The 11,733-nt window shown below is 62.8% G+C and carries 13 protein-coding genes; 8 read left to right on the top strand and 5 right to left on the bottom strand.

From position 1 onward, the window contains the following. Positions 1–97 precede the first annotated feature (97 nt). From EXQ71_10000 to dnaA, 4 genes are all read right to left on the bottom strand, one after another. Entirely contained in the window at positions 98–490 is a 393-nt protein-coding gene (locus EXQ71_10000) for a DUF721 domain-containing protein (GenBank protein MSO87836.1), read from the bottom strand. Further along, entirely contained in the window at positions 468–1,547 is a 1,080-nt protein-coding gene (locus EXQ71_09995) for a DNA replication/repair protein RecF (GenBank protein ID MSO87835.1), read from the bottom strand. The genes EXQ71_10000 and EXQ71_09995 overlap by 23 nt, the downstream gene beginning before the upstream one ends. Before the next feature lie 43 nt (positions 1,548–1,590). After that, positions 1,591–2,685: a DNA polymerase III subunit beta gene (dnaN, locus tag EXQ71_09990; GenBank protein ID MSO87834.1), complete on the bottom strand. Its 1,095-nt coding sequence runs from the start codon at positions 2,683–2,685 to the stop codon at positions 1,591–1,593. Positions 2,686–2,940: 255 nt separating this feature from the next. Next, positions 2,941–4,335 (bottom strand): chromosomal replication initiator protein DnaA, encoded by a 1,395-nt coding sequence (dnaA, locus tag EXQ71_09985; GenBank protein MSO87833.1) that lies wholly within the window; start codon positions 4,333–4,335, stop codon positions 2,941–2,943. Between the two features lie 397 nt (positions 4,336–4,732). Between dnaA and EXQ71_09980 the strand changes: the two genes are divergently transcribed. The 8 genes from EXQ71_09980 (at position 4,733) to EXQ71_09945 (ending at position 11,093) form a co-directional block, all read left to right on the top strand. Next, positions 4,733–4,873, top strand: coding sequence for a 50S ribosomal protein L34 (locus EXQ71_09980; GenBank protein ID MSO87832.1), 141 nt, complete (start codon positions 4,733–4,735; stop codon positions 4,871–4,873). A 22-nt stretch (positions 4,874–4,895) separates the two neighbouring features. Beyond that, positions 4,896–5,279, top strand: a complete 384-nt coding sequence (locus EXQ71_09975) for a ribonuclease P protein component (GenBank protein MSO87831.1) — start codon at positions 4,896–4,898, stop codon at positions 5,277–5,279. Beyond that, a complete protein-coding gene (gene yidD / locus EXQ71_09970; protein MSO87830.1) occupies positions 5,276–5,506 on the top strand; it encodes a membrane protein insertion efficiency factor YidD in 231 nt (76 codons plus the stop codon). Before EXQ71_09975 ends, yidD begins: the two co-directional genes overlap by 4 nt. Then, entirely contained in the window at positions 5,506–6,513 is a 1,008-nt protein-coding gene (locus EXQ71_09965) for a YidC/Oxa1 family membrane protein insertase (protein MSO87829.1), read from the top strand. The genes yidD and EXQ71_09965 overlap by 1 nt, the downstream gene beginning before the upstream one ends. A 5-nt stretch (positions 6,514–6,518) precedes the next feature. Next, entirely contained in the window at positions 6,519–7,421 is a 903-nt protein-coding gene (locus EXQ71_09960) for a KH domain-containing protein (GenBank protein ID MSO87828.1), read from the top strand. A 67-nt stretch (positions 7,422–7,488) separates the two neighbouring features. Then, positions 7,489–8,079, top strand: coding sequence for a hypothetical protein (locus tag EXQ71_09955; GenBank protein MSO87827.1), 591 nt, complete (start codon positions 7,489–7,491; stop codon positions 8,077–8,079). A gap of 1,267 nt (positions 8,080–9,346) precedes the next feature. Beyond that, positions 9,347–10,216, top strand: a complete 870-nt coding sequence (locus EXQ71_09950; GenBank protein MSO87826.1) for a ParA family protein — start codon at positions 9,347–9,349, stop codon at positions 10,214–10,216. Then, entirely contained in the window at positions 10,188–11,093 is a 906-nt protein-coding gene (locus tag EXQ71_09945; GenBank protein MSO87825.1) for a ParB/RepB/Spo0J family partition protein, read from the top strand. Before EXQ71_09950 ends, EXQ71_09945 begins: the two co-directional genes overlap by 29 nt. Positions 11,094–11,291: 198 nt before the next feature. Here the strand turns inward: EXQ71_09945 and trxA are convergent, their stop codons facing one another. Beyond that, a complete protein-coding gene (trxA, locus tag EXQ71_09940; protein ID MSO87824.1) occupies positions 11,292–11,612 on the bottom strand; it encodes a thioredoxin in 321 nt (106 codons plus the stop codon). Positions 11,613–11,733 lie beyond the last annotated feature (121 nt).

The following is an 11,733-nucleotide window of genomic DNA, read 5'->3' as shown; positions in this document are numbered from 1 at the left end:
AACCCTGGTCAGACGCCCGAATCACAACGCCGTCAGCATACCAGGTTGAGGGGTAAAATCAGGTCATTACCAGCCGAAAGTGACCACACCTTTGGGACTACCGCTTGGGACCAACCCGGAGGTCGATGGCGGTCACCCGATCCGGGCCGAGAAGCTCACTCAACCGCTCCAACAACTCCGCTTGGAGGAACTTCACGTGCGTGGCAATCGCCGGCTCGTCCACCGCCAACACCAAACGTTTTCCTTCGATTTTGAGCGGACGGGTGTGGGCCGCCAGAGCCTCTCCCACCACCGTCGACCAACGGTCGAAGACCAGATGCACACCGCTGGCCTCCGGCGCGCCCAGGCCTCGCATCACCGCATCAAGGGCCACCCCCACCCGTTGGGGACCGGGTCCTGGACCGGGAAGAGGGCGAGCGACCATGCCTGATGCTCGCGTTGTTTGGGTAGCCCCACAACCCCCGAATTCATCCGAGGGTGATCTGACCATCGTGGACGCGCAGGATCCGATCGGGTGTGGCTTTGGGCGGGAGACCGCTGGCGCTGGTCAGCAGCGTCTGTCCGGCCGGCAAGTTCGCCAGCAGCGCGTCGCTTCGATCGGGGTCCAGTTCGGAAAAGACATCGTCCAAGAGCAGTACCGGCGCACTGCCGGTCACATCGGTGATCACGTGATGAGCCGCCAGGCGCAGCGCTAGGGCCAAAGAGCGTTGCTCTCCTTGCGACGCATGGGTACGGGCAGGTAAGCCCCCGATGCGTAGCTCGATGTCGTCGCGATGGGGCCCGATGGTGGATACCCCCCGTCTCACATCATCTCGTCGGCTGGTGGCCAGAGCCTTGGCCAGCCCCACCTCAGTCCAATCGGCCACATACCTCACGGTGACGGCCGCCGGACGGTTGGCCACCGCGTCATAGGTTTGTGACAACAGTGGCCGCAGGCGGTGGAGAAGGTGTTGCCGGGCCTCGGCGAGGCGGCCCCCGGATTCCACCAATTTCGCATCCCAGACGTCGAGAGTGAACGCCGCCCCCTCATCGAGTCGGCCTTGGGCCCCCTTCAGAAGCGCATTGCGCTGTTTCAGCACCTTGTCCACTTCGCTCTGGAGAGCGTCGTAGCGGGGATGAGAGGCCACTAAGGCGTCATCAAGATACCGCCGACGGCCTGCCGGCCCGCCTTTGACAAGGTCGAGGTCATCGGGGGCAAACACGGTGACTCGCAGCACCCCCAGGAGATCCCGGGCCCGTTTGAGTGGTTGGCGATTCACCAGCACCCGATTACGACCGCTGGCCACCAGTTCCGTCTCGATTAGCAGCGACCGGCCTTCCCGCTCCCCTTCGGCCCGTATGACCGCGCTACTAGCGCCCTGTCGAATCAACGCCTCAGTAGGGGCTCCCCGGAACGACCCCAAGGTGGCTAAGAAACCAACGGCTTCCAGGACATTGGTCTTGCCTTCACCGTTGCGCCCGAGCAACACCGTAAGCCCAGGAGATAACTCGATTTCCGCGGTCACATAGGACCGGACATCCGCCAGCCACACCCGATCCAACCGCATGGCAACCCTTCTTCATCGCCGTTCTTCGAGGAACTGAACGGCTCTAGGACACCCGCACCGGCATGAGTAGGTACAGGAACTCGGGGTGCTCGGGAACCCTCAAGATGGCCGGCTTGAGCGCATCCACGGTTTCGATGGTTACTTCATCGCCGGGGGCAACCTCGATGCCCTGGAGCAAGTAGTCCGGGTTGAACGCCACAGTGAGTTCGGTACCCTCAAACTTGGCGTCGAGGCTTTCGCTGGCCTGGCCTACGTCTTGTGTGACGGCAACCAATTCCAGGCCCTCACTAGACATGGCCAATCGCACTGGAGTGGCTTCCCGGGCCAAAAGTTTCACTCGCCGTACCGCTTCGAGGAATACCTCTCGACCCACCGTGAGTCGGTTCGGCTGCGACTGAGGGATCAAGCGCTCGTAGGGCGGGAATTCCCCTTCGATCAAGACCGAGGTCAAGCGGGTTCCACCCACCTCGAAACTCACATCTCGTTCACCCAGACTTACCGCCAGGGTGTCGCCGGCCGAAAGCACCCGGGCCAACTCCTGTAGTGCCCGGGACGGAATAAGAACGTGTTGGCCCTCTTCAAGAACGTTCGTACCGGGGAGATCACGAATGGCAAGACGGTAGGAGTCGGTGGCTACCAACCGTAAACCTCCGGGTTCAGCGGCCAGCAACACTCCCGTGAGAATCGGACGGGCGTCGTCATTGGACGCGGCACGAACCACCTGCGATAGCGCCAGAGCCAATTCATCGCTGGCCAGGCTCACTGGTTGTCCGTTGGCTTCAGTGATCCGAGGGAACTCATCGGCCGGAAGCACCCGCAGGCTGAACTTGGACCGTCCCGCGGTGATCTGGGCTTCGTCGTTGGCTACCTCGATTTCCACGCTGCCAGCAGGCAGCGCTCGCACAATGTCCGAAGCCAGTCGGCCAGGAAGTACCACTACACCGTCGGCACTGCCAGAAACTTCCACCTCTACCGAGATCGTCAATTCCAGGTCTGTTCCGGTGATCTGCAGCGAATTCCCCACCAGTTCCACTCGTACTCCAGAAAGCACGGGCAAGGAACTACCGCGCCCAGCGGCCGCACGGCCGGCAACTCCGAGTGCTTCTACGAGAACATCACGCTCACATCGGAACTTCACGCCTTGGCTCGCTTTCTACGGTGGTCTTATGCTGAAAAATAGAAGTAGTAGTAGTAGGGGCTGTGGATTGGGGATAACCAAACATTTTCCCAGGTCAACTGGGGTGGCGCTGCCCAAGGGTTCTCCCCAGGTTCCCACAGGAACGCGACAGGGCTAGGGACGCTACGCCTAAAGGACCCAGCTTGCCCACAGGAGGAGTTGGGTGACTGGTGGGGGCCCACAGTTCGTCCCCGGTGTTTTCCCCAGGCCCACAGTTCATGCTTCTGCCCGGATGGTCTGCACGAGGGCGGTGACCTGGTCATAGGTCGCCTGGTGCGTACTCATTTGAGCGGTGATCTTTTCGACGGCGTGGATCACCGTGGTGTGATCGCGGCCCCCAAACTCCCTGGCGATGGCGGGGTAACTGAGGTCGGTGATGTCACGGAAGACGTACATGGCAACTTGGCGTGCCGTCACGAGAGGACGTTGACGCTTCTTCCCGATGATTTCCTCGACGGGGATACCAAACATTTTTGAGGTGGCTTCAAGAATCACCTGGGGGGTGATTGCCTGAGGCTGACGGCTGGTGAGAAGGTCTCGCAGAACAGAGGCGGCGGTGTCCACCGTAAGTTCCTCAGCCGTGAGGCTGGCGAAGGCCGCCACTCGTATGAGGGCTCCTTCAAGGACCCGGATGTTGTCGGTGATGTTGGTGGCAATGAACTCGAGAACCTCGGGCGGTACCGAGGTGGTTTCGAGTTCGGCCTTGTTTCGGAGGATGGCCAGGCGGGTTTCGAGGTCAGGTACCTGAACGTCGGTGATCAACCCCATCTTGAATCTGCTTCGCAGCCGATCTTCGAGAGTTCCGATCGCGTCAGGCGACCGGTCGGAGGAGAGGATGATCTGCCGGTTGGCCTGGTGTAGATGGTTGAACGTGTGGAAGAACTCTTCCTGGGTCTCTGGCTTGCCCTCGATGAACTGGATGTCATCAATTAACAACACATCGATGTCTCGGTACCGTCGCTTGAATCCATCGTTGGTTTTGTTGCGCACGGCGTCAATGAACTCATTTAGGAATGCTTCCGAGGTGACATACCGAACCCGGTAGGTGGGGTAGTTCACTCTCACGTAGTGAGCAATGGCCTGCAGAAGGTGGGTCTTGCCTAACCCGGCATCGCCATAGATGAACAAGGGGTTGTATTTCCGGGCCGGTCTTTCCGCCACGGCCAACGCCGCAGCGTGGGCAAATCGATTGGAAGGCCCAATCACGAAGGTTTCGAAGGTGAAGGGGTCTGAGGAATCGGCTTCGAGCCCACCCCACCCGTTGGTGTTCTCGGCGACTGGGGCGGCCATGGTGGTGGGACGTGGTTCGAGACCGTGTTCGGTCCGCTGTCCCGCCGGAGCGATCCGCAACGTGAGCTCGAGGTCACCGGAGCCCACATCAGCTAGCGCGTCGCGAACCATGGACAGGTACCGGCCCTCAATGCGCTCCTTCGCCAGAAACGACGGCACCTCTAGGATCAAGACGCCGCCCTCAAGCGACTCGGCACGCGTTTCTCGGAATGTGGTGAGCCAAACCGGTTCCGACACCTGAGCCCGCAAGATTTCGGCGCATTCGTCCCACAACCGCTGTGCCTCGTTCACTCGTAGCGGCGCCTTCGGTCGGGTGGACATCCACAGGACATCCACAACTGTGGAAAAGAAATGACGAAGCGGATTCGGCGGTGGTACTACCCGCCGACCCGCACAATGATGACGCCCGTCCACAGGTACAGGAGCCGATCCAGAGACCATTACCCAGCCGTGGTGATGAGGTTCTGGCACCGTAGCACCGCCGTCACCACTCAGCGCAAGAGCCCGGCCACAATTTGTGTTTACGCTGTTCAGAGCGTTACCAAATCCCCCTGAGCACCCTTGGAATGTGGTAGGGGCTTCCCAGGTTGCCCACGAGGGGGTGTGGCCTCTACGATCCCCCGCGCATCATGTGGCGCCGACAAGTGGCGCGTCGGTGGTGCATCCCACTCGATTTTGTCAGGCGCCGGGCCAAGTGGCCCAGGCCGCCGAGGAGGCCATCCCAGTGAAGCGTACCTACCAACCCAACAATCGCCGTCGGGCCAAGCGCCATGGATTCCGCCACCGGATGTCCGACCGGGCTGGGCAAGCGGTACTGAAGGCCCGTCGCCTCAAGGGCCGCAAGCGCCTGTCGGCGTAGCCGGCCCGATCGGACCGGAAGGATGACGCCCGCCCCGCCCGTACGCCCACTTGGTGCGCCGCGTCCTCAATTGTGGCGAGTGACCGAACGGGAATCGTTTCAGGCCTTGCGCCGTCATGGTCGACGAGTACGCAGGGGTTCGTTGGTGGTCACCTTCCTCGCCCCCGACTCGTCCTTGGGTCCCACCCCACCTCGGGTGGCCTTTGCTGTCGGCACGGCGGTGGGTGGCGCCGTCGTGCGTAATCGGATTCGCCGTCGTGTCCGTGCTGCGCTGCGGGACCTAGTGGTGTCTGATCGCCTCCCGGCGGGCACCTATCTGATTGGCGCTACCAGTGAAACGGCACAGATGCCTTGGTCGAAACTGGTGTCATCTCTCTCCACCACGATCGATGAGGTGACACGTTGAGCCCGCTGGCGCGGGGTTTCCACTCGTTGGTGCGGGGCTATCGCTGGGTCATGTCGGGTCGCCCATCTCCGTGTCGGTTTGATCCCAGTTGTTCCACCTATGCCCTTGCGGCAATCGAGCGCCACGGTGCACGGCGAGGGCTCTGGATGTCCCTCCGACGGGTGGGTCGCTGCCATCCGTGGGGTGGCATGGGGTGGGACCCGGTTCCTGATGGAAAGGCGAACTGATGTTCGACCCTGTTTATGAGTTCCTGGCCCAGGTACTCAGTTTCTTCTACGACGTCATCGCGAACTACGCCATCGCCATCGCCTGGCTGACGGTCTCGGTAATGGTGTTGACCACGCCCTTCACGTTGAAGGGCACCCGCAGCATGATCCAGATGCAGCGGCTGCAACCGGAGATGAAGAAGATACAAACCCAGTACAAGGACGATCGCCAGAAGCTCAATGAGGAGTTGATGGCGTTTTATAAAGAGAACAATCTGAATCCCCTCGGGGGCTGCCTCCCACTGCTGCTGCAGGCGCCGATTTTCTTCTTCCTCTTCGCAGTTCTCCGTGGGCTCACCTACATCCCGAGCGGCGAGACAACCTTCGATCCGAAGTACCTCGACGAAAGCTCCAAGATGTATCGGAGTCTCGACGGGGCCACCGAGATGATGTCGTTCGGCATCGACCTCGCCGAAAGCGCCAGCGCGGCCCTGAAGGTCAGCTTTGCCCACGCCCTTCCGCAGATCAGTTTGGTGTTGATTGTGGCCCTCACCTCCTACTACCAGCAGAAGCAGATTCAGAGCCGGAATCCAGGGGTTGAAGTTCCGCAGCAGCAACAGATTCTGATGAAGTTGATGCCGTTGATGATGGTGTTCTTCGCCTTTGTGACGTCGGCTGCGTTGGTGGTCTATTTCGTCACGTCAAACCTGTACCGGATCGGGATGCAGTACTACATCACCCGAACCCTCTACCACGGTGAGGATTCACTGGGAGCCCAGGCCCAACGGGCATCCGCCGAGACCAAGGAATTGAAGGAGGCCAATGGCACCTCACGTCTCCTGCCTCGGCTCGGCAAGCAGTCGCGAGCGCTGCCGGTGAAGGGATCCACTGTCAAACCGGCCGCCAAGTCCACTCCCCCGTCGAGCACTCCCAGCGCGAGCAGCAACGGTGCTTCCGCCGAGCAGACCCCCGCGCCACGGTCGGTCAGCGACGCCAATCGTTCCAAGAAGAAGAAGAAGCGTAGGTAGCGACCATGGAATGGGTAGTGACAACCGGCAAGACCGTTGAGCAGGCCAAGGATGTGGCCCTGGACCAACTCGGGGTAGATGAGCAGGAGGCCGAATTTGAACTTCTCGAGGAACCTCGGGCCGGGCTGTTTGGCCGCACGCGCGGCGAGGCCCGGGTGCGGGCTCGGGTGCGACCACTCAAGCCTCGAGTCAAGGTAGAGCGCCGGTCGGGTAAGGCCAGGGACCGAGGCGGCCGGAACGCGCCCAGAGGCGGCGGCGGTTCCCAAAAAAGCAGCGGCAAGGCTTCGGGGTCGGGCAAGGCTTCGGGGTCGGGCAAGGCTTCGGGGTCGGGCGGAGGCAACCAGCCGTCACCGAGGTCCGGGGGACGCAGTGGTACCCGTAATCAGTCCGGCGACCGTGCCGGCACCATCGACGACAAGCAGGAGATCATCAACATGAGCAACACCGAGCTGGCTGAGCAAGGCGAGGTGGTGCGGGGGTTCCTCGTCGACCTTCTGGAGGCATTCGGTTTGGAGGGCGAGGTTACGGCCACGCCGGCCGAGGAAGGGGCGGTGGAACTCGATGTTACGGGTGAGGATCTCGGGCTGCTGATCGGCCAGAAGGGTGCCACGCTTCAGGCGGTGCAGGAACTCTCCCGCAGCGTGCTCCAGCGGACCCTTCCCGGCAAAACCCATGCTCGTATCCGGGTTGACGTTGGCGGCTATCGAGCCCATCGCCGGGTGGCCCTGGCCCGTTTCACGCAGCAGATTGCCGAGCAGGTTCGCGACTCTGGCGTGAAGCAGGCTCTCGAGCCCATGTCGCCTCCCGACCGCAAAGTTGTGCATGACACGGTGAATGACATCGCTGGGGTACGCACTCTTTCGGAGGGCGAGGACGCTCGCCGCCGGGTGGTCATCCTTCCCGAGTGAAGCGGTTGTTGATCGGTCGAGCGACAGGCGCCTCTTCAGGCCGTCGGCGGCGAGATGGGGGTGAAGCATGACCCTGCTGGAAGTGCTGCTGCGGGCGCGCACTCTTGGGTTTCTGGGGCCAGGGCCGGTGGAGGACCATCTGGCCCATGCCACGGGCTTTCTGGAAGCGCTTGGTCCCGTGACGGGCTGCGTGGTGGATCTGGGCAGTGGCGGTGGGGTGCCCGGGTTGATCGTGGCGAGTGAGCGGCCGGACCTCAACGTCGTGCTCGTAGACTCCTCGGCGAAGCGATGCGAGTTTCTCCACGAGGTGGTCGGCCAACTTGGGCTGGCGGCGGCGGTGGTACAGGGTCGGGCGGAGGTAGTGGGGCGGGGGCCGTTGCGGGGAATGGTCGATGGGGTCGTAGCCCGCAGTTTTGGTCCGCCGGCAGCTACCGCAGAGTGTGCCGCTCCGTTGCTACGACGGGGAGGACTGCTGGTGGTGAGTGAACCGCCGATAGCCGAGGATCGCTGGCCGGCGGCTGCGCTGGCGCAACTGGGACTTCGACCACTGTTTCGGACGGTGACGTCGCCGGTGATGCAGGTACTGGAGTTGGCATCACTCTGCTCCGACGAGTACCCCCGCCGTGATGGGGTGCCGGCCAAGCGACTCTTGTTCTGACCTGGGTGGGTGTTCCACGTGGAACACCGCTGGCCTTTCGTGGTCAACGGTTGCCGCCGGAGCGGGGTCGCGTGGTGGTTGTCCACGTTGGAGACGTGGTGCCGCTCCTGGTCGTGATGCCGGTGGTGGAGGGCGCGATTCCCCGCCGGGAACGTCGGGCGGTCCTGCTGGCACAACAGCCGTAGCCTCGCCGGTGATGCCGGTACGGGAGTTGGTACGCAGCGGCCTGGCCGAGCCCCCCACTGCGAACGCGAGCGGGAGAACTCCTTCAGGCCCGACGTCGCTGGGGTGCTCCGCGGGGCGTGCAGCACCCGCCATGGTTGAGGGTTGGGCCCAGCCGGTGTGAGGGCCTAGCGGAGTGGGTCGGTGTCCGGGGTCCATGGTCGAGGGGCTACTCCCCCGGTGGCGCGCCGACCCCAGGGGCAGGTCGGCGGCTTCCGTTCCCGGCCGCGCCACACGTTGGCATTGACTCCCCGCATGGTGCCGATGGGTGGTCTTGGCGGATCGAGTGGGTCGGCCAACCCAGGTTTCGTGGCGGCGTCGGATCCTCGGGCCGGGTCACCCCTTGTCCCAGGCACGCTGGTGGGGCGTTCCACGTGGAACATCGGCACGGGTCCGCGGGTGCCGGTGGGATTCGGGGGGTGGGGCCAGGCGGCCCTGTGGTTGATGGCGGCGTTGCCGGCTGCTTCTCGGTGGCAAAACCTTCGAATCCGGCGTTCGGCGGCGTCGGCGGGCCAGGGCGACCGTGGCTTACAGGAGGGATCACGGCGACGGCAGGCGGGCCGCCCACACCTCTGTCCGGGGCGCGCTGGCGGGATGTTCCACGTGGAACACTGGTTGCCTGATGTAGGTGGTTGAGGGTTTCTCCTGAAACATGGCAACGGTCCTTGCATCACCGATGTCCAGCGGGCAGGATGCACCGGTGACTGAACCGTCCGATGATCTAGCCACTCGGGGTCGGGCGATCTTCCGGCGACTACGGGAGGTACGGCCGGAGCCGTCCCCGGAGCCTCCCGTTGTTGGCCCCGATGAGCCACCGGCGCTTACCGATGAGGAGTTGGTGGCCTTCACGGCTCCTCCCGATTCCGAGACTCCGCCGCCCCCGGCGATGCCGATGAGCAGCCCCCTGCCGGGCACGGATGACCTTCCCGGTCGTAGCTCGGCGGCGGCGATCGAACTGAGTGAGGGTGACCTCACGACGCCGATCTATGTGCCGCTTGATGACCCAGAGCCGTCGACGGGCGCCCCCGCCGCTCAGCCGGTTGCAATGCCCGCTCCCCCACCCCGGCCCGGAACCATCGTCGATGCCGCTCCCTCCGAGGTGATCGAAGAGACGGCCCCAGTCTCGTTTGCTCGCGAACTCCCCCGGGTGATGGCGGTGGCGAATCAGAAGGGCGGGGTGGGAAAGACCACGACGGCGGTGAATCTCGGTGCCTGTCTTGCCGACATCGGCTATCGCGTCCTCGTGGTTGATCTCGATCCGCAGGGCAACGCCAGCACGGGTCTGGGCATCAACATCCGCGACCTCCAGGGTTCGATGTATGACGTGATTCTCCACGACCTGCCGATCGAGGACTGCGTCGAGGCTACGTCCGTGAGGAATCTGTTTTGTGCGCCCTCATCCCTTGACCTCGCCGGTGCCGAGATCGAACTCGTGCCGGCCTTCAGTCGGGAGCTTCGCCTGAAGCGTGCCCTGAGTGAGGTGCATGACGATTACGACTTCGTACTGATCGACTGCCCTCCCTCCCTGGGACTCCTCACGGTAAACGGGTTGGCAGCGGCCACCGAGGTGGTGGTGCCGATCCAGTGCGAGTACTACGCGCTCGAGGGCCTGGGACAGCTCCTTCGCAACGTGAGCCTGGTGAAGAAGAACCTCAATCCGATCCTGGATGTGAGCGCCATCATTCTTGTCATGTACGACGCTCGCACGAAGTTGGCAGATCAGGTGGTACGGGAAGTGCGAGAGCACTTCGGGGACAAGGTGTGCAAAAACGTAGTGCCGCGAACGGTGCGTTTGTCAGAGGCGCCGTCGTTTGGGCAACCGATTATTTCGTTCGATCCGAGTTCCCGAGGGGCGATTGCCTATCGGGAACTCGCCAAGGAGGTGAGTGGTGGCACGCCAAAGCGGACTCGGTAGGGGACTCGGAGCGCTCATCCCCACAGAGAGCATCGGAGTATCCGGTTCTGGTTTGCAGGAGGTGGCGGTGGGGTCGATCTCATCAAACCCGCGCCAACCCCGGGCCTATTTCGACGAGGAGGCGTTGGCTGGCCTCACCGCGTCCATCGCCGAGTTGGGGGTGCTGCAACCGGTGTTGGTGCGGGCTTTAGGCGATGAGCGTTTCGAACTCATTGCCGGGGAACGTCGCTGGCGGGCCGCCAAGCGAGCTGGACTTTCCACCATACCGGTGGTGGTGCGGGAGGTTGACGAGGTCCTGTCGCTTGAGCATGCGCTCGTCGAAAACCTCCACCGTGAGGATCTCAATCCCCTTGAGGAAGCGGCCGCGTTTCAACAGTTGATGGAAGACTTCGACCTCACGCAGGAGGTCGTAGCCCAAAAGGTCGGGAAGTCACGCTCGGCGGTGGCCAATACGCTGCGCCTGTTTCAGTTGCCCCCGTCGATCCAGCGCCTCGTGGCTGAGAATCAGTTGGCGGCGGGGCACGCGAAGGCACTCCTCGGCACTCCGGACCGGTTGTATCAGGAGGTGTTGGCCAAGCGGATTGTGGCCGAGGGCCTCTCTGTCCGGCAGGCCGAGGACGCCGTCCGGGCTCATAACGATCCCGGGCAGGCTTCCTCCGAGGGAGACTCGCCGAGTCGGCGAACGCCGGTGGCCAAGCGACTGCGGGCTCCCGGTCTGCTCGAACTGGAGGAGTTGTTGGCTCGCCATCTGGCTACGCGGGTGAGCGTCACGATGGCCGGCGCTGATGGGAAGGGCAAGGTGATCATCGAGTTCGGTGGCCTGGAGGACCTCGAGCGCATCTACCGGTCGATTACCGAGGGCCCTGCACTGGGCTGAAGTCGTTCGGTCGGGCGCAGGACCCTCAACCTCCGCGAGAGAGTCGTGACGGCAACCCGGGTGGTGTGGGTTGGCCCAGTGCTGTATTCCCGGAGGTTGCCGCACGATTGACTGAAGGTAAACAAACCCTGAACAACAGCTCTAGTTCAACCGGAGGTAGAGATTGTCCACAACCTGTGGGGAAGGTTGTGGAGAACGTTAGGCGAGGAGATCCTGTAACTCTTCGAGCAGCTGACCCTTGCCCTTGGCTCCAACCATGCGCTTCACCGGCTGGCCGTCTTGAAACACGATGAGGGTGGGGATGCTCATGACCTCAAAGCGACGGGCGATCTCGGGGTTGTCGTCCACGTTCAACTTGGCGATCCTGAGTTTGCCGACCTGCTCCGCGGCAATTTCGTCGAGGATGGGGGCAATCGTTTTGCAGGGTCCGCACCATTCCGCCCAAAAGTCGACGAGCACAGGTTCCGCCGATCCAGCGATCTCCTCATCGAAGTTGGTATCGGTGAGTGAGGTGGTCATGGAATCCTCCGCAGGTAGGTGGCCCAAGGGGATGGGACATGGTCTCTAACACTCGTTGAAGGCCCGACATTCCCAGGCCCGACCAGTATCGAACACATGTTCGCTTAGTGGTGCCGTTGCC

Source organism: Acidimicrobiia bacterium, from assembly GCA_009694375.1.
Classification (GTDB): domain Bacteria; phylum Actinomycetota; class Acidimicrobiia; order Acidimicrobiales; family VFJN01; genus VFJN01.
Note: the sequence above shows the minus strand (reverse complement) of the source record. Positions and strands in the feature narration are given on the sequence as shown.